General features: G+C 49.1%; 26 protein-coding genes. 18 read left to right on the plus strand and 8 right to left on the minus strand.

The window, feature by feature from the left end; genetic code table 11:
* Nucleotides 1-87 precede the first annotated feature (87 nt).
* Nucleotides 88-1,272 (minus strand): MFS transporter TsgA, encoded by a 1,185-nt coding sequence (gene tsgA / locus JK198_RS06825; protein ID WP_212707399.1) that lies wholly within the window; start codon nucleotides 1,270-1,272, stop codon nucleotides 88-90.
* A gap of 258 nt (nucleotides 1,273-1,530) precedes the next feature.
* Here tsgA and ppiA point away from each other — a divergent pair, with 258 nt between their 5' ends.
* The 3 genes from ppiA to JK198_RS06840 all read left to right on the plus strand — a co-directional run bounded on the left by ppiA (nucleotide 1,531) and on the right by JK198_RS06840 (nucleotide 4,098).
* Nucleotides 1,531-2,088 (plus strand): peptidylprolyl isomerase A, encoded by a 558-nt coding sequence (gene ppiA / locus JK198_RS06830; RefSeq protein WP_212707400.1) that lies wholly within the window; start codon nucleotides 1,531-1,533, stop codon nucleotides 2,086-2,088.
* 125 nt (nucleotides 2,089-2,213) lie between these two features.
* Complete coding sequence (locus tag JK198_RS06835) at nucleotides 2,214-2,795, plus strand: aminodeoxychorismate/anthranilate synthase component II (protein ID WP_212707401.1); 582 nt, start codon at nucleotides 2,214-2,216, stop codon at nucleotides 2,793-2,795.
* Between the two features lie 85 nt (nucleotides 2,796-2,880).
* Nucleotides 2,881-4,098 carry an aspartate aminotransferase family protein gene (locus JK198_RS06840; protein ID WP_212710323.1) on the plus strand — a complete coding sequence of 406 codons (1,218 nt, stop codon included), beginning with the start codon at nucleotides 2,881-2,883 and terminating at the stop codon, nucleotides 4,096-4,098.
* A gap of 43 nt (nucleotides 4,099-4,141) precedes the next feature.
* Here the strand turns inward: JK198_RS06840 and JK198_RS06845 are convergent, their stop codons facing one another.
* Complete coding sequence (locus JK198_RS06845) at nucleotides 4,142-6,217, minus strand: YccS/YhfK family putative transporter (protein ID WP_212710324.1); 2,076 nt, start codon at nucleotides 6,215-6,217, stop codon at nucleotides 4,142-4,144.
* Between the two features lie 71 nt (nucleotides 6,218-6,288).
* Nucleotides 6,289-6,921 carry a cAMP-activated global transcriptional regulator CRP gene (crp, locus tag JK198_RS06850; protein WP_212707404.1) on the minus strand — a complete coding sequence of 211 codons (633 nt, stop codon included), beginning with the start codon at nucleotides 6,919-6,921 and terminating at the stop codon, nucleotides 6,289-6,291.
* A gap of 301 nt (nucleotides 6,922-7,222) precedes the next feature.
* On the opposite strand from crp, the gene JK198_RS06855 reads away from it, so the two are divergent.
* On the plus strand, nucleotides 7,223-7,627 hold the full coding sequence (locus JK198_RS06855) for an OsmC family protein (protein WP_212707405.1): 405 nt from the start codon (nucleotides 7,223-7,225) through the stop codon (nucleotides 7,625-7,627).
* A gap of 38 nt (nucleotides 7,628-7,665) precedes the next feature.
* Here JK198_RS06855 and JK198_RS06860 read toward each other — a convergent pair whose 3' ends face one another.
* From JK198_RS06860 to JK198_RS06870, 3 genes are all read right to left on the minus strand, one after another.
* Nucleotides 7,666-8,535, minus strand: a complete 870-nt coding sequence (locus JK198_RS06860) for a phosphoribulokinase (protein WP_212707406.1) — start codon at nucleotides 8,533-8,535, stop codon at nucleotides 7,666-7,668.
* 92 nt (nucleotides 8,536-8,627) lie between these two features.
* Entirely contained in the window at nucleotides 8,628-8,843 is a 216-nt protein-coding gene (locus tag JK198_RS06865) for a YheU family protein (RefSeq protein ID WP_212707407.1), read from the minus strand.
* A gap of 2 nt (nucleotides 8,844-8,845) precedes the next feature.
* Nucleotides 8,846-9,838 carry a hydrolase gene (locus JK198_RS06870; protein WP_249213009.1) on the minus strand — a complete coding sequence of 331 codons (993 nt, stop codon included), beginning with the start codon at nucleotides 9,836-9,838 and terminating at the stop codon, nucleotides 8,846-8,848.
* Between the two features lie 81 nt (nucleotides 9,839-9,919).
* Here JK198_RS06870 and JK198_RS06875 point away from each other — a divergent pair, with 81 nt between their 5' ends.
* The gene (locus JK198_RS06875) at nucleotides 9,920-10,528 is read left to right on the plus strand and encodes a LysE family translocator (RefSeq protein ID WP_212707409.1); all 609 of its coding nucleotides are present in this window, start codon (nucleotides 9,920-9,922) and stop codon (nucleotides 10,526-10,528) included.
* A 170-nt stretch (nucleotides 10,529-10,698) separates the two neighbouring features.
* Here JK198_RS06875 and JK198_RS06880 read toward each other — a convergent pair whose 3' ends face one another.
* Nucleotides 10,699-12,606, minus strand: a complete 1,908-nt coding sequence (locus JK198_RS06880; protein ID WP_212710325.1) for an ABC transporter ATP-binding protein — start codon at nucleotides 12,604-12,606, stop codon at nucleotides 10,699-10,701.
* 126 nt (nucleotides 12,607-12,732) lie between these two features.
* Between JK198_RS06880 and kefG the strand changes: the two genes are divergently transcribed.
* The 4 genes from kefG (at nucleotide 12,733) to slyD (ending at nucleotide 16,076) form a co-directional block, all read left to right on the plus strand.
* Nucleotides 12,733-13,284, plus strand: coding sequence for a glutathione-regulated potassium-efflux system ancillary protein KefG (kefG, locus tag JK198_RS06885; RefSeq protein WP_212707410.1), 552 nt, complete (start codon nucleotides 12,733-12,735; stop codon nucleotides 13,282-13,284).
* Nucleotides 13,284-15,095 carry a glutathione-regulated potassium-efflux system protein KefB gene (gene kefB / locus JK198_RS06890; RefSeq protein ID WP_212707432.1) on the plus strand — a complete coding sequence of 604 codons (1,812 nt, stop codon included), beginning with the start codon at nucleotides 13,284-13,286 and terminating at the stop codon, nucleotides 15,093-15,095. Before kefG ends, kefB begins: the two co-directional genes overlap by 1 nt.
* A gap of 49 nt (nucleotides 15,096-15,144) precedes the next feature.
* Nucleotides 15,145-15,339, plus strand: a complete 195-nt coding sequence (locus JK198_RS06895) for a YheV family putative zinc ribbon protein (protein ID WP_212707411.1) — start codon at nucleotides 15,145-15,147, stop codon at nucleotides 15,337-15,339.
* A 188-nt stretch (nucleotides 15,340-15,527) separates the two neighbouring features.
* On the plus strand, nucleotides 15,528-16,076 hold the full coding sequence (gene slyD, locus JK198_RS06900) for a peptidylprolyl isomerase (RefSeq protein ID WP_212707412.1): 549 nt from the start codon (nucleotides 15,528-15,530) through the stop codon (nucleotides 16,074-16,076).
* A gap of 46 nt (nucleotides 16,077-16,122) precedes the next feature.
* Here the strand turns inward: slyD and JK198_RS06905 are convergent, their stop codons facing one another.
* Nucleotides 16,123-16,341, minus strand: coding sequence for a SlyX family protein (locus JK198_RS06905; protein WP_212707413.1), 219 nt, complete (start codon nucleotides 16,339-16,341; stop codon nucleotides 16,123-16,125).
* A gap of 283 nt (nucleotides 16,342-16,624) precedes the next feature.
* Between JK198_RS06905 and fkpA the strand changes: the two genes are divergently transcribed.
* The 9 genes from fkpA to JK198_RS06950 all read left to right on the plus strand — a co-directional run.
* The gene (fkpA, locus tag JK198_RS06910; RefSeq protein ID WP_212707414.1) at nucleotides 16,625-17,437 is read left to right on the plus strand and encodes an FKBP-type peptidyl-prolyl cis-trans isomerase; all 813 of its coding nucleotides are present in this window, start codon (nucleotides 16,625-16,627) and stop codon (nucleotides 17,435-17,437) included.
* A 166-nt stretch (nucleotides 17,438-17,603) separates the two neighbouring features.
* Nucleotides 17,604-18,326 (plus strand): transcriptional regulator, encoded by a 723-nt coding sequence (locus tag JK198_RS06915; protein WP_212707415.1) that lies wholly within the window; start codon nucleotides 17,604-17,606, stop codon nucleotides 18,324-18,326.
* The gene (tusD, locus tag JK198_RS06920; protein ID WP_212710326.1) at nucleotides 18,326-18,712 is read left to right on the plus strand and encodes a sulfurtransferase complex subunit TusD; all 387 of its coding nucleotides are present in this window, start codon (nucleotides 18,326-18,328) and stop codon (nucleotides 18,710-18,712) included. The genes JK198_RS06915 and tusD overlap by 1 nt, the downstream gene beginning before the upstream one ends.
* The gene (gene tusC / locus JK198_RS06925) at nucleotides 18,706-19,071 is read left to right on the plus strand and encodes a sulfurtransferase complex subunit TusC (protein ID WP_343877300.1); all 366 of its coding nucleotides are present in this window, start codon (nucleotides 18,706-18,708) and stop codon (nucleotides 19,069-19,071) included. The genes tusD and tusC overlap by 7 nt, the downstream gene beginning before the upstream one ends.
* A 14-nt stretch (nucleotides 19,072-19,085) precedes the next feature.
* A complete protein-coding gene (gene tusB / locus JK198_RS06930) occupies nucleotides 19,086-19,373 on the plus strand; it encodes a sulfurtransferase complex subunit TusB (RefSeq protein ID WP_212707418.1) in 288 nt (95 codons plus the stop codon).
* 124 nt (nucleotides 19,374-19,497) lie between these two features.
* Entirely contained in the window at nucleotides 19,498-19,872 is a 375-nt protein-coding gene (rpsL, locus tag JK198_RS06935; protein WP_003852912.1) for a 30S ribosomal protein S12, read from the plus strand.
* A 95-nt stretch (nucleotides 19,873-19,967) separates the two neighbouring features.
* Nucleotides 19,968-20,438 carry a 30S ribosomal protein S7 gene (rpsG, locus tag JK198_RS06940; RefSeq protein WP_038016579.1) on the plus strand — a complete coding sequence of 157 codons (471 nt, stop codon included), beginning with the start codon at nucleotides 19,968-19,970 and terminating at the stop codon, nucleotides 20,436-20,438.
* A 93-nt stretch (nucleotides 20,439-20,531) separates the two neighbouring features.
* Nucleotides 20,532-22,646 (plus strand): elongation factor G, encoded by a 2,115-nt coding sequence (fusA, locus tag JK198_RS06945; protein ID WP_212707419.1) that lies wholly within the window; start codon nucleotides 20,532-20,534, stop codon nucleotides 22,644-22,646.
* A gap of 67 nt (nucleotides 22,647-22,713) precedes the next feature.
* Nucleotides 22,714-22,796, plus strand: an 83-nt coding sequence (locus tag JK198_RS06950; RefSeq protein WP_249213279.1) for a GTP-binding protein, incomplete at its 3' end; no start/stop codon positions are given.

Below are 22,796 nucleotides of genomic sequence, written 5' to 3' on the forward strand. Positions count from 1 at the left end.
CAGTGCAGGGACCATCAGCAGATGGTCCTTTTTTATTTCTCAGAAAAAACGCCGGTTAGCCGGCGTTTTTTGCTGAATAATCACGGATTACTCTTTAACCGGCGCGATATTGTTCAGACGATGTTTGCTGACAAAACCCAGCAACAGACACAGGATAAATACCACCCCGTATAAGCCATTGGCGGTCATCAGTGCCGCATGTGGTCCGCTGTGTTCTACTATCGGGCTGGTCACGACAAATGTCAGCATGGTACCGATAGTCCCGCAGGTCAGAATAAAGTTAACCAGTTTCGGTGATGACACGCGGGTCTGCTGTGAACCCAGAGTAATGATGGTGGTGTAAATTGCACTGGAAAAGAAACCTAAAATCATAATGATAATATGCAGCATTGCGACAGTTTCTGTATGAGTAAACCAGTACATTAGTGCAGTGGCCAGGGCAGTGATAACCACGAGGATTTTTTGCAGATCAACGAAGCGCAGTACCACACTGAATACCCACATACCGACCATATAGGCAGTCCAGAAATTACCGACCAGCTGTCCCGCATCAGAAATCTGTACCCCCAGATTCTTGGTGGCATATTCCGGAACCCAGGAAATAAAGCCCAGCTGACCGAGGATATAACACAGTGCCGCCAGTGCCAGCAGGAAAACACCACTGCCCCATTTCTCTCTTTCTGCCTGCTGTTGGTGGCTTTTTTTCGTCAGCACCGGAAATTCAACCATTAAGGTCAGAATAAAGATAGCCACATAAATCAGACCGATACAGCAGTACACCCAATACCATGGCAGTTGTCTGGCCAGCAGAACCCCTGCAATAATCGGGAACAGGGTTCCGGCCATACTGAAGAAAGAGTCAGTAAACAACAGGCGTGAACCACGCTGACGACCCTGGTAAAGGTGGGTAATCAGGAAGGTACCGATAGACATAGTAATTCCGCTGACCACCCCCAGTACAAACATGCATACCGAGAACATAGCGATACTGTGGCCGGTGACTAATCCGCCAATCGCCAGTAGCATTAATATAAACCCGAAGATTAACTGGCGTTTTAACGGAATAATTTCCATCAGCCAGGCATTAAGGAAGATAGCAACCAGAATCCCTGTATTAAGAAAAGTAAAAGTATTACTCATGCTTGATACGGGAACATTAAAGTACTGGGCAATATTATCCATGACCATCCCGGTCACAATTACTAATGCGCCGGTCAGGGCATAGGAAAAAAAGCTGATCCAGGTCAGGCCAGTCAGATTGGTCTTTGTCATTGTTAGAGACCCTAGTAAGAAGAAAGGTGAGAATTATCCCATGGGATTATAGAGTGAACCGTGATCCTGATAAATAATCAATGAAACATCATTTTCTTATTTCATCAATAATATGATCTTATTCACATATTTTTATACCGGTAATGATCTTTTCCTGCGGCCAGCAGATGGTCTGCAGGTAAATATCTGGTTCTCCTGCTGTGATCTCTCTACAATTAGCTTCGTTTTCCGTGTGGTTTATTCAATCAGGGAGTTTTTATGTTGAAACGTACTCTGGCGGCTGCCGTCGCGTTGCTGGCTCTTTCTTCAGCATCGGTACTGGCTGATACTCATGTACTGCTGACAACTTCAGCAGGTAATATTGAACTGGCGCTTAATGATCAAAAAGCCCCGGTGAGCGTCAAAAATTTTGTAAGCTACGTTAATAGTGGTTTTTATAACAACACTGTGTTTCATCGGGTCATTCCGGGTTTTATGATTCAGGGCGGAGGCTTTACTGCCGATATGACGCAAAAACCTGTCGGTGCGCCTATTAAGAATGAAGCTGATAATGGGCTGCGTAATCTGCGCGGTACTATTGCCATGGCCCGTACCGCTGATCCTGACAGTGCGACCAGCCAGTTCTTTATTAACGTCGCAGATAACGCATTTCTGGATCACGGCCAGCGTGATTTTGGTTACGCAGTATTTGGTAAGGTGATTAAAGGGATGGATGTTGCCGATAATATTGCCCGGGTTCAGACCTCCAATATCGGCCCTTATCAGAACGTTCCTGTAAAACCGGTCACTATTCTTTCTGCGAAAGTATTGCCGTAACAATGACAGGCCAGTGGACACTGGCCAGCAGTCCGGAGGATAAATACCCTGCTACTGGTTCAGTCTCTGCCCGGAGTACAGATAACCAGACGATGCGTCTGACAGTCAGGCGGGGCATACCAGCCATGTTACTTCTTATCGATAACTACGATTCCTTTACCTGGAATCTGTACCAGTATTTTTCCGTGACCGGTGTTGAGGTCAGGGTAGTACGCAACGACGCTATTACTCTCCCCGAAATTGCTGCATTACCTTTAAGCCATCTGGTGATTTCTCCGGGACCCTGTACTCCGGATCAGTCCGGAGTCTCGGTTGAGGCCATCAGATATTTCGCCGGTAAAATACCTATTCTGGGTGTATGCCTTGGGCATCAGGCGATTACTGTCGCTTTCGGGGGTAAGGTGGTACGTGCCCGTCAGCCGATGCATGGTAAAACCTCAGTGATTACCCACAATGACAAGGGGGTATTCAGACGTCTGAATAATCCTCTGACCGTGACCCGCTACCATTCGTTAGTTGCGGAAGCAGAATCACTGCCTGAGTGCTTTGAAGTCACCGCCCGGAGTGAATCGGAGCGGCAGTTTGATGAAATTATGGGGATAAAGCATAAAACATTACCCATTGAAGGCGTTCAGTTTCATCCTGAAAGCATTATGAGTGAGCAGGGACTTCAGTTATTGAAAAATTTTGTCGAACAGGCCGGTTAATATTTGCCTTTGGTTGATTTTTTATGCATATTTTTTGACTTATTATTTATATTTTCATGCACGGATAAATCAGGCGGACAATTCAATGGCAAAAGAGACGATAGCAGTTAACCGGGAAACGTTTGATCAGGTCATTTTGCCTGTTTATGCACCCGCTCAGTTTGTGCCAGTCAAAGGTAAAGGCAGTCGGGTCTGGGATCAGCAGGGTAAAGAGTATGTCGATTTCTCCGGTGGAATTGCGGTAACTGCCCTGGGCCATTGCCACCCGGCATTGGTCGACACCCTGAAAACACAAGGTGAAACCCTGTGGCATACCAGTAATGTGTTTACTAATGAGCCGGCACTGCGCCTCGCCAGTAAGCTGACTGACGCAACGTTTGCCGAACGGGTATTTTTCGCCAACTCCGGGGCCGAAGCCAATGAAGCCGCATTTAAACTGGCCCGTTACTACGCATCGGTACGCCATAGCCCTTATAAAACCAAAATTATTGCTTTTCACCACGGGTTCCATGGCCGTACGTTATTTACTGTGTCAGTGGGTGGCCAGCCAAAATATTCGGACGGTTTCGGGCCGAAACCTGCCGATATAGTGCATGTTCCTTTTAATGATCTCGGGGCAGTAAAAGCCGTTATTGACGATCATACCTGTGCGGTTGTTCTGGAACCTATTCAGGGAGAAGGAGGCATTACCCCGGCAACACCTGAGTTTATGCAAGGGCTGAGGGATTTATGTGATCAGCATCAGGCGTTACTGGTGATGGACGAAGTGCAGAGTGGTATGGGCCGCAGCGGCAAATTATTTGCCTATGAACATTATGGTGTGACCCCCGATATTCTGACCACGGCCAAAGCGCTGGGGGGCGGTTTCCCTGTGAGTGCAATGCTGACAACAAATGAAATTGCATCAGCGATGTCTCCCGGTACCCATGGGACAACCTATGGCGGTAACCCTCTGGCTTGCGCTATCGCAGAAACTGCGCTCGATACGATTAACACCCCTGAGGTCTTACAGGGTGTAGAAATACGGCGTCAGTGGTTTACAGAGGAGCTGGAAAAAATTAACCGGCATTTTTCGCTGTTCAGTGAGATTCGCGGCAAGGGGCTGTTGATCGGAGCAGAACTGAAGCCACAGTATCAGCCGAAGGCCCGGGATTTGTTACATGCGGCAGCGGCCGAAGGTGTGATGATCCTTACGGCAGGTAGCGGTGTTATCCGTTTTGCCCCCTCACTGGTGATCACCGAGCAGGACATACGTGAAGGAATGGCCCGTTTATCCGTAGCCGTCGGAAAGGTATTTGGCTAACTTACTGACCGCCAGCCTCCTTGCGGACGCTGGCGGGTTTGCTTCAGACTTTCTTTTTCTTATTTATCAGCCACTGTCCGTGACGGGGACGTTGTCGCCAGACAATCGACGAAATAGTCCGCATAACTCTCAGGTGGCTTAATATCTGATCGAGCTGCCGCTCCATAATGGTTACCGGCCCCAGAGGAACCTTGTCGGGAGTATCCATTACCGCACTGCTGCGGTCATCTTCACTCTGGTAACTCAGGCGCTGCTGACATTGTTGTAATGCAATCTCACAGGACTCCAGGTAGCTGCGGGCCAGCCCGGGGCTGAGCATAGTATGTTCATGGGCAAGCGTCGTCAGCACATTAATATGTTCGACAATAAACTGGCTATGGGTAACCCACAGATGCATTTCGTTCAGATATTCAGTATTAAAGCCGGGTTCCTGCATAGCCTGGTTCATTGAACTGAAAAGGGCATTATGCCGCTGGTTTACCTTGATTCTGATACTTTCCAACTCATCGGCGGTGTGCTGCGGAGCAAGTAAGATCTGCAGGGCATGCTGATAGGTCTCCAGGACATCCAGGGCATTTTTTCGTAACAGGGCACTTTGCCACTGCGGCCATAGCCATAGCATGCCGGCGAAAGCAATCAGGCACCCCAGCAGGGTATCCAGCAGGCGGGGCACCAGGAAATTCACCCCGTTAAGGGACAGTAACTGCAGGCTGTATACTGCAGTGACGGTGAAACCAATGGTTGCCCAGCCGTAGTACTGACGGGAAAAGAGATTACTGAACAAGGTCAGCAATAACATTGTCAGCAGGATCACCGATTCCGGCGCGGCCATTTTCAGAGACCAGGCGGCAATCATCAGGCCGGCAAATGTGCCGAGGGCACGGTGCTGAATCCGGACCCGGGTTGCAGCATAACTGTTCTGACTGACCAGAATAATGGTCATTAATACCCAGTAGGGCTTCGGCATATTCAAAGACAGGGCCAGAGTACTGGCCGTCATCAGCATGACCGAAAAACGGCCGGCAGTCCGCAGGGCGACAGACTTTAACGAAATATAGCTGCGTAATGCGGCCAGCAAGGGCAGTCGTCGCTGGCTGTCTGCCATAAGGTCACGGCGGTAGAGTGGTTTCCTTGTTTGCAGTACTGTTGCAATTTTACTGAAATGGTACAGATAGAACTGGCCGACAGGGTTATCAGGGTACTGGCGGACGATATTCTGTAATTCTGACAGAGACTCACGCATCGAAAAGTCCGCCGGAATCTGGTGATAAAGGATATTATCGGCGGTCTTGCGCAGTTGTCTGGCAACCAGATTAGCGGTGCGTTTGATAATTTCTCCCGACTGACTTTTCTGTACCAGATCTCTGACATCCTCACTCTGGCTGAGAGTCACTGAAATATGCTCCTGCAGGTCTTCTGCCATCATAAAGGTACGGATCAGGTATTTTTCACGGCTGTTTTTTTCCGCGGAAAGCATATGGATTTGCTGATAGGCGGTGGTGATTAAATCGACGACTTTCTGCTGGTAATTCAGTAATGCGGGTAATGATTTATCATAATCACTGCTGCTGAGCAGAGTATATTTTTCCTCGCAATATTTCGCCAGAGCGCGGTATAACAGGCTGAGTGTTTCACGCAGCGGCTGATCCTTAGACAGCCTGAACCAGTACCAGTTAAACAGTCCGTACCATAAAGTACCGCAGCCATAGAGCAAAGGGGGGCCCCACAGGGGCATTCGTCCGACCAGGCTCAGCGTAAATGTCATGGCGATCAGGGACCCCGGTAGCAGACGTCCATGCAACGGGCTTATTTCACCGCATACTCCGATTAATAATGGAAGCGCACCGACAATAAACGGTAACGGGACATTACGCAGCAGCAGCCACTGTAGTAAGAAACTACTGAGCGCAAACAGAGTACCGCCGATAACAATTCGCTTAAAAAAATGGCGATGCGGGGTATCCAGTCCGGCGATATTGCAGCAGGCCGGTACCAGAGAAAACAGCAGACCTTTCTGCAGATCGCCGGCCAGCCATCCGGCGGCGACAGGAAGACACAGGATAAGTGTCTGGCGCAAGGCATAGTTAACTTCAGGGTGATAAACAATTCTGCGCCACATCAGATACAACCGCAGGTCAATAATAAACAAGACACGGCAGTCACCTGCCGTGCAGAGAACAGTATGATCCGTTAACGGGTACCGTAGACGACGATGGTTTTCCCGTGGGCTGAAATCAGGTTCTGATCTTCCAGCATTTTCAGGATCCGGCCGACGGTTTCGCGGGAACAACCGACGATTTGGCCGATCTCCTGACGGGTAATTTTGATCTGCATTCCGTCAGGATGAGTCATTGCATCGGGCTGACGTGCCAGGTTAAGCAGGGTCTGGGCAATGCGTCCGGTAACGTCAAGAAAGGCCAGATTACCGACTTTTTCCGACGTTACCTGTAAACGGCGTGCCATCTGTGATGATAAGCGCATCAGAATTTCGGGATTCACCTGAATAAGCTGACGGAATTTCTTGTAAGAAATCTCCGCAACCTCACAGGCAACTTTGGCGCGCACCCAGGCAGTACGTTCCTGGCCTTCCTCAAATAATCCCAGTTCTCCAATAAAATCGCCCTGATTCAGATAAGAGAGGATCATCTCTTTTCCTTCTTCATCTTTAATCAGAACGGCAACGGAGCCTTTCACTATATAATAGAGAGTTTCCGCTTTTTCACCCTGATGGATCAGGGTGCTTTTGGAGGGATATTTGTGAATATGACAATGGGACAGGAACCATTCTAATGTAGGGTCTGTTTGTGGTTTACCAAGAACCATTCTCTTGTATCCTTCTGTTGTAATCGTGCCGGAAACACAGGGGGTAAGATCCTGTGGGGCTTTGAAATCATAGGGCTTTTTTGTCTGACATTCGCGGTGACCCAGTGACACTTACTCTGGTGAAGACGACCGTTTTGCCATGGTTGTAATCGGGTAAAAATTATCTACCCCTCTGTTTGTAGCATACCCTGAGGAAACTGTCTCCTGTTGTATTGTCTGGCCCGGGTCATTGCCCGCAGATTGCCGTTTATCCTGTGAAGGAGTAATCTGATAGATATTTAATAAACTGAGAGTAAGAACAATGCAGGCACGCGTAAAATGGGTTGAAGGGTTGAGTTTTATCGGGGAATCAGCCTCGGGACATCAGGTCCTTATGGATGGTAATGCCGGTGACAAAGCTCCCAGCCCGATGGAAATGGTTTTGATGGCTACCGGAAGCTGTAGTGCCATTGACGTGGTGTCTATTTTGCAGAAAGGCCGTCATGATGTGACAGACTGTGAAGTTAAACTGACATCGCAGCGTCGCGAAGAAGCGCCGCGTCTGTTTACCCATATTAATCTTCACTTTATTGTCACCGGGCATAACCTGGCCGATACAGCGGTAGAGCGTGCAGTTTCACTTTCGGCTGAAAAATATTGCTCGGTTGCTTTAATGCTGGGTAAAGGGGTTGATGTTACCCACAGTGTTGAAGTGATAAGTCTGTAAGTTCATGGTGTCCGGATGCTGTCTGGCATCCGGACGTATTAGCGGGGAGCGCGCTGTTCGATCAATTGTTTCACCAGCGGTGTCATAATCAGCTCCATGGCCAGCCCCATCTTGCCTCCCGGCACGACCAGCGTATTGATATGTGAAATAAATGCCCCGTGGATCATCGCCAGTAAATACGGGAAATTAATCTCTTCCAACCCCCGGAAATGGATCACCACCAAACTCTCATCCAGTGAAGGGATGGTCTTTGCTGAGAACGGATTAGACGTATCAACCGTCGGTACCCGCTGAAAGTTAATATGGGTCCGGGAAAATTGCGGAGTGATATAGTTAATATAGTCATCCATCGACCGTACCACCGAATCCATCACCGCTTCACGGGAGTGGCCGCGTTCGCCGGTGTCTCTGACCAGTTTCTGAATCCATTCCAGATTAACGATCGGTACCACACCGACCATCAAATCAACTTTGTCAGCAACGTTGTGTTGTCCGGTAACAATACCGCCGTGTAATCCTTCATAGAACAAGACATCCGTATTCTCCGGTAAAGGTTGCCAGGGGGTGAAGGTACCGGGCTGCTGTTTCCAGGGCACTGCTTCATCATAGGTATGTAAATATTTACGTGAGCGACCGGTACCCTGGCGGGCATATTCGGTAAAGGTCTGTTCCAGCAGAGAGAAGTCATTGGCCTCGGGCCCAAAATAACTGATATGCCTCCCCAGATCCCGTGCTTTGCGGATAGCAACATCCATCTCTGGCCGGCTATACCGGTGAAAACTGTCTCCTTCCACTTCTGCGGCACGGATATTCAGTTGCTGGAAAATTTTACGAAAGGCGAGGCTGGTAGTACTTGTTCCGGCACCGCTGGAACCGGTAACGGCAATGATAGGATGCCTTGCTGACATAACGTTATGCTCCCTGAACCAATACGGCTGACAGCATTGTTAACATGTCTGGCCGCGGGTGTCATCTGTCGTAGTACGGGACAAATCCGCGGTTAACCGAAATTACGCGCTGGCATCAGTGTGACTGACTCATGTAATTCCGACCACACCACGACGATTTCCCCGGCGGTGAGCTGCCGGTGAATATCGGCCGTTTTTTCTGACAATGAACGCTCCTGTTCACCATAGTCTGTGCCTTCTCTGAGGACAAAAGACTCAATCAGATTATTCAGCGTATCAGGATCTATTTGCTGCCATGGAATGATCACAATTATTTATCCAGCCAGGTTGAAAGCCATTGAGGGATACGATGCTCCAGCCACATGACCGGGCGGGTCAGGGTACCACTGACGAAACCAACGTGGCCACCGTACTGACAGAGCTGGTAGGTAATGCTCGGTGACAGATGCTCCGGATTGGGAATGACATCAGGCACCATAAAAGGATCATCCCGGGCATGGATAATCAGTAACGGTTTTTCGACGCCGGAAAGCAGCGGCATGCCGCTTGCACGACGATAATAGTCGGTTGCATCGGTAAATCCATGGTTTTTAGACGTAATTTCATCATCGAAATCCCTTAGCCGGTGAATGCTATTCAGGCGTTCGAGAGAGATATCCAGCAGGCCGGGATATGCTTTCAGTTTCCGGCGAACACTTTTTTTCATCTGCGACAGCAGATAGAACTGATAAAAACGCGAAAAGCCCTGTTCCAGCTTAGAACTGCAGGGCTCCAGCATTAAAGGGGCCGACACGATAACGCCGGCATCCAACAGACAGTCACTGCCCAGGGAGCCCATCATACAAGCCAGCATATTTCCGCCCAGTGAAAACCCGGTGGCGGCAGTCGGTGCCGGTCCCATCGTTTGTTGCATCCAGCGCAGGAAATAACTGGCGTCAGCAAAATCCCCGGAGTGATAGTTTTGTTTTTTCCGGTTCGACTCACCGCTGCAGCCCCGGAAGTGCATCACCACCCCCAGCCAGCCCCGTTTCTTAAATGCTGACAGCAGCCCGTGAGCATAAGGGCTGTTGATACTACCTTCGAGTCCGTGAAAAATAACAGCACGTGACTTATGTTGTGCATGTTGCGGATTTTCACTCCATGCCAGATCGACAAAATCACCGTCAGGTAGTTCAAGCCGCTGCCAGTAAGGCTTAATCCGCACAATCCGGCGCAGGATCCTTGGCAGAAGGGTCTGGATATGAGGGTTTTTCAGCTGAGGAATTGGGGTAAATTCCTCACCTGTATTACGACAAATTTTCATACCATCGGGTCTTGTCTGATCCATAACTCACTGTATAGTTTCAAAGGTTAATTTAATCCTGAGACAGGAATGGTGTCACGCATGGAAATGGGATTATTTCTCTCGCTACTGGGTTTTCTTTGGGTTGCAGCAATAACACCCGGCCCTAATAATATGTTACTTACTGCATCCGGTGCCAACTTTGGTTTTATTCGCTCATTTCCGTTAATGCTTGGCATTATGCTGGGCATGCAGATTATGCTGCTTATGGTTGCCTTCGGTATTGGCGGTCTTATTCTGGTCTATCCTGCTATTCATTTATTGCTGAAAATTGCGGGCAGCCTGTACTTACTCTGGCTTTCCTGGAAAATTGCCAGTGCGCCTTATGAAGAGCTGGATATCAGTAATCTGTCGGTTCCCGGGAAAGCCATGCCTTTCTGGCAGGGAGGGATACTGCAGTTAATTAACCCTAAAGCCTGGCTGATGTCACTGGGCGCGGTAGCCAGTTTTAGTCTTGCAGGTGCTCAGTATCATTCATCGGTGCTGGCGATCAGCTTTGCAATGTTCCTGGTGAATATTGTGGCCGGTATTATCTGGCTTAGCTTTGGTTCGTTTATCGGACGCTGGCTGAAAAGCCCCCGCGCCTGGAAAATATTTAATATCTGCATGGGGCTGCTTACCGCATCCTGTGTGATCCTTATCTGGCTGTAATACCGCCGAACCAGGGAATAACCGCCGGAGACTCCACACAGGTCATGATGACCGATGGATTTTAAATAAATCAGAGTCGGTCTGTCATGTAATTGTTGGTAATTTCTCTGCGGGCGCACGGATCCGACGTCGCAGGCTGTGTCCTGCAGACCCCCGGGGCCTGCCCGGCCTCAGGATGCTGCGGAGCTTATTGTTTCCAGTTGTTCCTGCAATTCCAGCCATTCCATTTCGCACTCTTCCAGCTCTGACTGGCTTTCTGCCTGTATTTTCAGGGCGGCAGTTAACTCAGTTTTTCTCTCCTGCTCGTAAATTCCCGGCTGGCTGAGTAACTGTTCATTTTCGCTGAGTGTGGTTTGCAGGACCGTCATGCGTTTTTCCAGCTGTTCTGTCTTTTTACGCAGTGGCTGGGTTTGGATACGCAGCTCTGCTTCGCGCCTTTTCTGGTCCTTACGGGCCTGAGCACTGTTACCTGACGCGGATTTTACCTCTTCAGGTGGTGTACTGTTTTTTTGCTGATTTGTCAGCCACTGCTGATAATCATCCAGGTCACCATCAAATACATCGACATTACCCGCGTCAACCAGATACAGGTCATCGGTGGTGGCACGAATCAGGTGCCTGTCATGGGACACCACGACTAATGCTCCTTCGTAATCCATCAGCGCTTCGGTCAGCGCCTGACGCATATCCAGGTCAAGGTGGTTGGTCGGTTCATCCAGCAGCAGTAAGTTCGGACGTTCCCAGACCACTAGTGCCAGTACCAGCCGTGCTTTTTCGCCGCCGGAGAATCGCCCTGTAGCCTCTTTGACTTTGTCGCCCTGGAAACCAAAGCCCCCGAGGTAGTCCCTCAGTTGCTGTTCCAGCACCCGCGGTGCCTGGCGTTGCAGGTGTTGTAATGGCGATTCATCTGCCCGTAAATATTCCAGTTGATGCTGGGCGAAATAACCCAGCTTAATACCTTTAGCCAGCGTTACTTCACCTTGCTGCGGTGCCAGATCGCCAGCCAGTAATTTGATTAACGTAGATTTTCCTGCGCCGTTACGGCCAAGTAAGCCAATACGTGAACCGGGAACCAGGTTAAGTTTTATCGAATTCAGAATCACTTTTTCGCCATAACCGGCCGTTACTTTCTCCATTTTGAGTAATGGATTTGGCAGGCTTTCCGGCGGCAAAAAACTGAAACTGAAGGGGTTATCCACATGTGCCGGGGCAATCAGTTCCATTTTCTCCAGCATTTTGATCCGGCTCTGGGCCTGTCTTGCTTTGGTGGCTTTGGCTCTGAAACGATCGATATAGTGCTGTAAGTGCTCTACCCGGGCTTGCTGGCTTTGGTAAAGTGCCTGCTGCTGGGCGAGTTTTGTTGCCCGCTGACGTTCGAAATCACTGTAATTACCCGTGTATTCGACCAAATCTTCCTGCTCAATATGCAGAATCTTGTTAACGGTCGGGTCGAGAAAGTCACGGTCATGTGAAATCAGTATCAGTGTGCCGGTATAACTTTTCAGCCAGCGCTCCAGCCAGATAACAGCATCAAGATCCAGGTGGTTGGTCGGTTCGTCAAGCAATAACAAATCTGATCGGCAAATCAGGGCCTGGGCCAGGTTCAGGCGCATTCTCCAGCCACCTGAAAAATCTTTTACCGGAGACTGTAATTGCTGCTGACTGAATCCTAAACCGTGTAGCAGGCTGGCAGCCCGTGACTGTATGGTCCAGGACTGAATGGCATCCAGTTTTCCGTGCAGTAACGCAATCTTATTACCGTCATTTTCTGCATTTGCTTGCGCCAGAGCATTTTCCAGCTGGCGAAACTCTCTGTCTCCGTCAATTACGTATTCGATAGCTGCCTGATCCAGCGCCGGCGTTTCCTGATTTACCCAGGCCAGCGACCAGTTACCAGGAAAATTAACATGACCGGCATCACTGTTAATTTCACCTTTCAGCAGAGACAGCAGGGTGGACTTCCCGCAACCATTTTTCCCGACCAGACCGACCTTCTGTCCGGGGTTAATGGTGGCGGAAGCGTTTTCCAGCAGTACCCGGGTACCGCGTCGAATTTGTAGCGAAGAGAAGACAATCATAAGCGCCGTATCGTCAGAATATGTTAAATTATCAGCTAAAATGAACCAGCGATTAAACAGAATATTTCGTAATGTGCTGCATGGTAGCTGAAATAGTTATCCGTGACGATGATTTGGAGGAGAACAATGTCAACACAGCCTAAAATCCTGCTGCTTTATGCTCATCCGGAATCACAGGAGTCGGTGGCAAACAGGGTCTTACTGGAGACCGCAAAGCGGCAGGAAAACGTGACTGTGCATGATCTGTATGCATTTTATCCTGATTTTTTCATCGACATTCATTACGAACAACAGCTATTACGTGAACATGACATTATCGTTTTTCAGCACCCGTTATATACCTACAGCTGTCCTGCGTTACTGAAGGAGTGGTTTGACCGGGTATTGTCGCGGGGCTTCGCCACCGGCAGTGGGGAGCATGCACTTGCCGGAAAGTACTGGCGCAGTGTCGTCACTACCGGAGAGCCTGAAACGGCCTATCATCAGCACGGGCTTAACCGTTATCCGATGACCGAAATCATGCGTCCTTTTGAACTGACCGCACAAACCTGTCGCATGCACTGGCTCACACCAATGGTGATTTACTGCGCCAGACGTCAGACGGCAAAGGCAATGCAAACCTATGCCAGTGCTTATCATGACTGGTTGTCTCAGCCGTTACCTCAGGGGGTTATTTGATGGAAGGTCCGGGCCTGTTAACCGCAGGTGTTATTTATTTGGGTGCAGCAGTGGTTGCGGTACCGATTGCTGCACGGATTGGTATTGGCGCGGTTCTGGGGTATCTGCTGGCCGGGATTGCTATCGGCCCCTGGGGTATCGGGCTGATCAGTGATGTCGACGAGATTCTGCACTTTTCTGAACTTGGCGTTGTTTTCCTGATGTTTATCATCGGGCTGGAGCTGAACCCTGGCAAACTCTGGGAGCTGCGTCGTTCAATATTTGGTGTAGGTGCTGCTCAGGTTATTTTCTCTGCTGTTATCCTCGGAGGGTTACTGTGGCTGACTGACTTCTCATGGCAGGCGGCCCTGATCGGGGGGATTGGTCTGGCGATGTCCTCGACCGCGATGGCGCTTCAGTTAATGCGCGATAAAGGGATGAATCGCAGTGAATCCGGACAGCTTGGTTTCTCAGTATTATTGTTTCAGGATTTGGCGGTTATCCCCGCCCTGGCACTGATACCTTTACTGGCAGGCAGTGATGGCCACCACCCTACCGACTGGATAAAAGTCGGTATGAAAGTGCTGGCGTTTGCCGGCATGTTGATTGGCGGGCGCTTTTTGCTGAAACCTATTTTCCGTTTTATTGCGGCCTCCGGCGTCCGGGAAGTGTTTACGGCTGCCGCATTATTACTGGTTATTGGATCAGCCGTATTTATGGATGCACTGGGGCTGTCAATGGCGCTGGGGACCTTTATTGCCGGGGTATTACTGGCAGAAAGTGAATACCGTCATGAGCTTGAGGTGGCGATTGAGCCGTTTAAAGGGCTATTACTGGGGTTATTCTTTATTTCTGTCGGTATGGCCCTGAACCTGGGGGTGCTGTACACCCATATTATTGAAATTCTGGTCGCAGTACTGGTGCTGGTCGCCGTTAAAACACTGGTCCTCTATTCTCTGGCCCGTATTTACGGTTTACGCAGTTCAGAACGGTTACAGTTTTCCGGTGTGTTAAGTCAGGGCGGGGAATTTGCTTTTGTTTTATTCTCTGGCGCGGCATCGGCACACTTGTTCTCAGGAGAACAGTTGCCATTGTTGCTGGTCACGGTCACATTATCCATGATGACGACCCCGTTGCTGATGCAAGGGGTGGATAAAATACTGGTCCGTCGCTTCAATAAATCCGGTGATGAAAATAATGAAAAACATTATGTCGAAGATGATCAGCCTCAGGTGATTGTGGTCGGGTTTGGCCGTTTTGGTCAGGTTATTGGCCGGTTGCTGATGGCGAATAATACCCGTATTACGGTACTGGAGCGGGACATCAGTGCGGTCAGTCTGATGCGAAAATATGGCTATAAAGTCTATTACGGCGATGCGACCGAACTTGAATTATTACGGGCTGCCGGAGCTGAAGGGGCACAGTCTATTGTGGTGACCTGTAATGATCCCGAAGATGCAATGACGATTGTACAGTTATGTCAGCATCATTTCCCGCATCTGAAAATTCTTGCCCGTGCCCGCGGACGTGTCGAAGCCCATGAACTGCTGCAGGCCGGAGTGACGCAGTTCAGTCGTGAAACCTTTTCCAGTGCACTGGAACTCGGACGTAAGACACTGATTACGCTTGGAATGCATCCGCATCAGGCGATGCGTGCCCAGTTACACTTCCGCCGTCTGGATATGCGGATGCTGCGTGAGCTGATGCCGAACCATGAGGATAACGGGCAGATTTCCCGTGTGCGTGAAGCCCGTCGTGAACTGGAAGATATTTTTAATCGGGAAATGCAGAAAGAAAAACAACAGTTTGATGGCTGGGATGAACCCGGCTAACCACCGTGATGTGATTACTTTCCGATAAACATAGCAAGCTGGAGCTGAAATGCGTAAACGTTTTATTGCCGGTGCTGTTTGCCCCCATTGTCAGCAAAAAGACACTCTTGCCATGTGGCAGGAAAACAGTATTGATGTTGTCGAATGTGTGAAATGTGGTCATCAGATGCGGGAAGCCGAAAAAGCGATTGCCGGTAATATTCGTCAGCATGAGCAGATTATTGGCGTATTTACCCCTGAATAATGCGGTTTTTTGTTTTTTTTCACACTGAAACTTACAGTGGGATTGAATTTCGCTACAATCAGCGCCATTAAGACCGGAGAGGAAATTAACCCGATTTTTTTCCGGTCAGGACCTTTCTGGTTGGTGTTATTGCAGGCAAGAATAAACCAATGAGACGGGAATTAAGCTCTCAACGGTTAGGAGATATCATGAAAGTAGCAAAAGACCTGGTAGTAAGTCTGGCGTATCAGGTACGTACAGAAGATGGCGTATTAGTTGATGAATCACCGGCAAATGCGCCGCTGGAATATCTGCACGGTCATGGTTCCCTGATTTCTGGTCTGGAAAAAGCACTGGAAAATCATGAGCCTGGCGATAAATTTGATGTGAATATTGCTGCGGATGATGCCTACGGCCAGTTTGATGACAATCTGGTGCAGCGTGTACCGAAAGATGTTTTTGTCGGTGTTGATGAACTGCAGCCGGGTATGCGTTTCCTGGCAGAAACTGATCAGGGTCCGGTACCGGTAGAAATTACCGAAGTCGGTGATGATTTTGTGGTTGTTGACGGTAACCATATGCTGGCAGGCCAGAACCTGAGCTTCAATGTGGAAGTGATGGCTATCCGCGAAGCGACCGCAGAAGAGCTGGCCCATGGGCACGTTCACGGTGAGAACGGGCACGATCACGGGCATGATCACGACCATGACCACGGTCAGGAAGGATGCGGTACCGGCGGCTGTGGCTGCCACCACTAATCCCTGCTAATACAGACAGCCACCGTCCGGTGGCTGTCTGCTCTGGTCAGTAATGAGGCGGTGGTGTCTCTTCTGACTGCGGGGCCAGCAATGAAGGCGCGGCTGTTTTTACTTTATCAACCAGCATGCGGAACTGCTCCCGTATTTTTCCCATCTCAAGTTCATGTCTGACGACAATCTGGTTCAGCTCTTCGATGGTCTGTTCCTGAAAAGCAATCTTGCTTTCAAGCGCTTCCAGACGTTTTTCCCATTCGGACGCTTGCATTATATTTCCTCATTATTTCGTTTCTGCGCCATGATGCGTTATCTGCTGCGATTATTCGAGCACTGCTGTCAGGATCTGGCTGATTTTTGTCTCTCAGTATGCGGTGACCTTGAAAATTCTCTTTTCAGCCCAATATCCTTTGAAACTTCCTGACGCAAAAAAGGTCGGAGGTTAACAGAGAATGATCGTGATGATGGTGTGTTACACCGTGATATACCGTTATAGTGTGGGTAATGAAAACACAATAATCACCGGGGTCTGATACTTCGGTTGGGAGATATGGATGAAATCATTGTTTAAAGTCTCATTGTTAGCGACCACTTTAGCCGTTGCGCTGAATGCACCTGTGGTTATGGCTGCTGACACGTCAGCCAAAACCACTGAGCAGGCACCTGCAAATGCTGCATTTAAAGATCAGACGCAGCAGTCTGCTTATGCGCTGGGTGCTTCCTTAGGTCGCTACATGGACAATTCTCTGAAGGAACAAGAGAAGCTTGGTATCAAGCTGGACAAAAAATTCCTGATCGCAGGTGTTCAGGATGCCTTTGCCGGTAAGAGCAAACTGTCTGATGCTGAAATCGAACAGACCCTGAAGACCTTCGAAGGTCATGTGAAAGCGGCCGCTCAGGCGAAAATGGAAAAAGATGCCAAAGAGAATGCCGAAAAAGGTGATGCTTTTGCTGCCAAATTCGCAAAACAAGCCGGCGTGAAAAAAACCGCCAGCGGGCTGCTGTATAAAGTAGAAAAAGAGGGCACCGGTAACGCGCCAGTTGATAGCGATACGGTTGTGGTTAACTACAAAGGTACCCTGATTAACGGTACCGAGTTTGATAACTCTTACAAACGTGGTGAGCCATTATCTTTCCGTCTGGACGGTGTTATCCCGGGCTGGACTGAAGGTCTCAAACACGTGAAGAAAGGCGGTAAAATTGAGCTGGTCATCCCGCCAGATCTGGCTTACGGTCAGAACGGTGTGCCTGGTATTCCGCCAAATTCAACCTTAGTCTTTGAAGTTGAGTTGCTGGATATTAAACCAGCACCTAAAGCGGATAATGCGGCAAAAGCGCCGGCAGCTGCTGCCACCCCGGCGCAGTAATTGTTTTACACCGCCGTACCTCTGCGGCGGTTCTTTACCCCGCCGCGCTAAAAGGGCTGGCTTAAGTGATCGACATTTGCCAGACTGATATTTCAATTATTTATAGTTTTTGAGTCTGCCCGGCTGTGCTTATGACAGGCTCCAGCTACCTGGGGTAATATCTGTAATGTCTAATCCTTTTAATCCCGGCGATATCGCTGATTACGAACTCCCGGAACGGTATCCGTTTGAACCGGCAGACTATGACATTCTGAAATCATATGAATCGGTTGTTGACGGGCTGGCCATGCTGATTGGTTCTCATTGTGAGATAGTGCTGCACTCGCTGGATAATCTGAAATGTTCGGCAATCCGGATTGCCAACGGTGAACATACCGGCAGACAGGTCGGCTCACCTATCACGGATCTTGCCCTGAGAATGTTGCATGATCTGCAGGGTGAAAAAAGTAATGTCTCCCGTGCTTACTTTACCCGTGCCAAAAGTGGTGTACTGATGAAATCAGTCACTATTGCTATCCGTAATCATAGTCAGCGGGTGATCGGGCTGTTATGTATCAATATGAATCTGGATGTGCCTTTTTCACAGATCATGTCGACCTTTATGCCTCCGGAACTGCATCAGGTAGACTCGAGTGTTAACTTTGCAAGTTCAGTAGATGATCTGGTGGCCCAGACGATGGAATTTACCATTGAAGAAGTGACCAATGATCGCAATGTTTCCAATAATGCAAAAAATCGCCAGATAGTACTGAATCTGTATGAAAAAGGTATCTTTGACATTAAAGATGCGATTAACCAGGTGGCTGACCGGTTAGAAATTTCCAAACACACTGTTTACCTGTACATCCGCCAGTTTAAAAACGGTGATTTTCACGGAGGTGAACGCTGATGCGTTACTCACTGCTGGTGACCGGTGCCCCCTACGGGACACAGCAGTCATCCAGTGCCTTATTGTTTGCCAGAGCATTACTGCAGGCGGGCCAGCAACTTGAGAGCGTGTTTTTTTACCGTGAAGGGGTACTGAATGCCAATCGGCTGGTTTCGCCTGCCAGTGATGAAACTGATATGGTGCGGGAATGGCAGCATCTGCATCTGCAGCATGGTATTGGCCTGCATATCTGTGTGGCTGCAGCGCTCAGGCGTGGTGTGGCTGATGCGTCTGAATCGGCGCGCCTGCAATTACCCGCAGACAATTTACAGCCCGGTTTTACTCTGAGCGGGCTGGGTGCTTTTGCTGAAGCGGCCCTGACCTGTGATCGGCTGGTACAATTCTGATGAATAAAGTTGCCTTTGTATTTATGTCCGCTCCCCATGGCAGCAGTGCCGGCAGGGAAGGGCTGGATGCGCTGCTGGCGACAGCAGCCCTTAATGACCAGTGCGCTCTGTTTTTTATCGGCGACGGTGTTCTGCAACTATTGCCCGAACAGCAGCCAGAACAGATTCTGTCGCGTAATTATATTGCGACCTTCGGTGTACTGCCATTGTATGACATCGAACAGTACTACCTGTGCAGAGAGTCACTGGTCTGCCGTGGAATTCCTGATGACAGCGACTGGGTATTGCCTGCTGAAGTGCTGGATACCTGCGAATTACGTCGTCGTCTTACGGATTTTGATAAAATTGTCACATTCTGAGAAATAAACAGCAGATGCTACATACACTCATGCGCTCTCCCTGGCAGTGTGATTTACAGGGGCTGATAGCATTACTTTCACCCGGTGATGACCTGCTGTTATTACAGGATGGTGTGCTGGCAGCTATCGAAGGAAGTCAGTGCCTTACTGCATTATTACAGTCGCCGGCAACACTTTATGTGTTGCAGGAAGATATTACAGCCCGCGGGCTGGGCGAAAAAACCTCAGCCAGCGTGCAGCTAACAGACTACACCGGGTTTGTTAATTTAACCCTCCGGCACCCGCAACAGTTCACCTGGTAGCACAGAAGTATTGGTTATTTCTTGACACCTTTTGGACGGGGCCCTAAAATTCTGCGTCCTCGTAGAAATGCGAGGCGATTTATTACGTGTTTACGAAGCTAAAGCTAAATCCAGGAGCTATTTAATGGCAACAGTTAACCAGCTGGTTCGCAAACCACGCGTACGCAAAGTTGCAAAAAGCAACGTGCCTGCGCTGGAAGCATGCCCGCAAAAACGTGGTGTTTGTACTCGTGTATATACTACCACTCCTAAAAAACCGAACTCCGCATTACGTAAAGTATGTCGTGTTCGCCTGACCAACGGTTTCGAAGTAACTTCGTACATCGGTGGTGAAGGCCATAACCTGCAGGAACACTCCGTGATCCTGATCCGTGGCGGTCGTGTTAAAGACTTGCCAGGTGTGCGTTACCACACCGTTCGCGGCGCACTTGACTGTTCAGGTGTTAAAGACCGTAAACAGGCTCGTTCTAAATACGGTGTGAAGAAGCCTAAGGCTTAATGGACTCCGTTAAGTAAGGCCAAACGTTTTAATATAAATGTCAGAATAAACTCGTAGAGTTTTGGACAATCCTGAATTATCAACGGAGAATTTCCATGCCACGTCGTCGTGTGATTGGTCAACGTAAAATCCTGCCAGATCCTAAGTTCGGATCTGAGTTGCTGGCCAAATTTGTAAATATTCTGATGGTAGATGGTAAAAAATCTACTGCAGAAGCTATCGTATACACTGCGCTTGAGACCCTGGCTCAGCGCTCTGGTAAAACTGAACTGGATGCTTTCGACATTGCGCTCGAAAACGTGCGTCCTACAGTAGAAGTTAAATCCCGCCGTGTCGGTGGTTCTACTTATCAGGTACCAGTTGAAGTCCGTCCGGTTCGTCGTAATGCACTGGCAATGCGCTGGATCGTAGAAGCTGCTCGTAAACGCGGTGATAAATCTATGGCTTTGCGCCTGGCGAACGAACTTTCTGACGCTGCAGAAAACAAAGGTACTGCAGTGAAGAAACGTGAAGACGTTCACCGTATGGCCGAAGCCAACAAGGCGTTCGCTCACTACCGCTGGTAATTACCACGGTGTAGTTGTTAACCCGGCGGACGCTCTTGTAGCTAACCCGCCGTGGTTTACTTACATAGAACGTCCGGAATTCAGAGGAATCAAATGGCTCGTACAACCCCCATTGCCCGCTACCGTAATATCGGTATCAGTGCACACATCGACGCCGGTAAAACCACAACTACCGAGCGTATCCTGTTCTACACCGGTGTAAACCATAAAATCGGTGAAGTACACGATGGTGCAGCAACTATGGACTGGATGGCTCAGGAACAGGAACGTGGTATTACCATCACGTCTGCTGCGACGACTGCTTTCTGGTCTGGTATGGCAAAACAGTTTGAACCACACCGTGTAAACATTATCGATACCCCGGGACACGTTGACTTTACTATCGAAGTAGAGCGTTCAATGCGTGTTCTGGATGGTGCAGTAATGGTTTACTGTGCGGTTGGTGGCGTTCAGCCTCAGTCCGAGACTGTATGGCGCCAGGCTAACAAATATAAAGTTCCACGCATCGCGTTCGTTAACAAAATGGACCGTATGGGTGCTAACTTCCTGAAAGTTGTTGGTCAGATTAAAAGCCGTCTGGGCGCAAACCCTGTTCCATTGCAGTTAGCAATCGGTGCAGAAGAAGGTTTCACCGGTGTTGTTGACCTGGTGAAAATGAAAGCGATCAACTGGAACGAAGCAGACGCTGGCGTGACCTTCGAATACGAAGAGATCCCTGCTGATATGGTCGATCTGGCTGATGAATGGCGCCAGAACATGGTCGAGGCTGCTGCTGAAGCTTCTGAAGAGCTGATGGAGAAATACCTCGGCGGTGAAGAACTGACTGAAGAAGAGATCAAACAGGCTCTGCGTCAGCGCGTTCTGAACAACGAAATCATCCTGGTTACCTGTGGTTCTGCATTTAAGAACAAAGGTGTTCAGGCGATGCTGGATGCGGTTATCGAATATCTGCCTTCACCAACCGACGTACCTGCGATTAAAGGTATGCTGGATGACGGTAAAGATACTCCGGCTGAGCGTCATGCTGATGACAACGAGCCGTTCTCTGCGCTGGCATTTAAAATTGCTACCGACCCGTTTGTTGGTAACCTGACGTTCTTCCGCGTGTACTCTGGTGTGGTTAACTCCGGTGATACCGTACTGAACTCAGTAAAATCTGCCCGTGAGCGTTTTGGCCGTATCGTTCAGATGCACGCTAACAAACGTGAAGAGATCAGCGAAGTTCGTGCAGGTGATATCGCAGCGGCTATCGGCCTGAAAGATGTTATTACAGGTGATACTCTGTGTGATCCAAGCGCACCAATTATTCTGGAGCGTATGGAATTCCCTGAGCCGGTAATCTCTATCGCGGTTGAACCAAAAACCAAAGCTGACCAGGAAAAAATGGGTCTGGCTCTGGGCCGTCTGGCAAAAGAAGATCCTTCTTTCCGTGTATGGACTGATGAAGAATCTAACCAGACTATTATCGCTGGTATGGGTGAATTACACCTCGACATCATCGTTGACCGTATGAAGCGTGAATTCAATGTTGAAGCAAACATTGGTAAACCGCAGGTAGCATACCGTGAAGCAATTCGCGCGAAAGTTACTGATATCGAAGGTAAACACGCGAAGCAGTCTGGTGGTCGTGGTCAGTATGGTCATGTTGTTATCGACATGTACCCACTGGAGCCAGGTTCTAACCCGAACGGTTACGAATTTATCAACGACATCAAAGGTGGTGTAATTCCTACTGAATACATCCCTGCGGTTGATAAAGGTATCCAGGAGCAGCTGAAATCAGGTCCACTGGCGGGTTATCCGGTAGTTGATCTGGGTGTTCGTCTGCACTTTGGTTCATACCATGATGTTGACTCCTCTGAACTGGCGTTTAAACTGGCTGCATCTATCGCCTTTAAAGATGGCTTTAAGAAAGCAACTCCGGTTCTGCTTGAGCCAATCATGAAGGTTGAAGTTGAAACGCCTGAAGAGAATACTGGTGATGTCATCGGTGACCTGAGCAGACGTCGTGGTATGCTGAAAGGGCAGGAATCTAACGCGACTGGCGTAGAGATTCATGCTGAGGTACCACTGTCTGAAATGTTCGGTTACGCGACTCAGTTGCGTTCTCTGACCAAAGGTCGTGCTTCTTACTCCATGGAGTTCCTGAAGTACGATGATGCGCCGAACAACGTAGCGCAGGCCGTTATTGAAGCTCGTAGTAAATAAGACTACGGTTTAATTTTGAACAGATGCCTTCATCGGGTGATGAAGGCATAACGTAAGGAATATCGCCATGGCGAAAGAGCAATTTCAACGTAACAAACCACACGTTAACGTCGGTACTATCGGCCACGTTGACCACGGTAAAACCACTCT

The organism is Tatumella sp. JGM91, from assembly GCF_018257575.1.
In the GTDB taxonomy this organism is placed as follows: domain Bacteria; phylum Pseudomonadota; class Gammaproteobacteria; order Enterobacterales; family Enterobacteriaceae; genus Tatumella; species Tatumella punctata.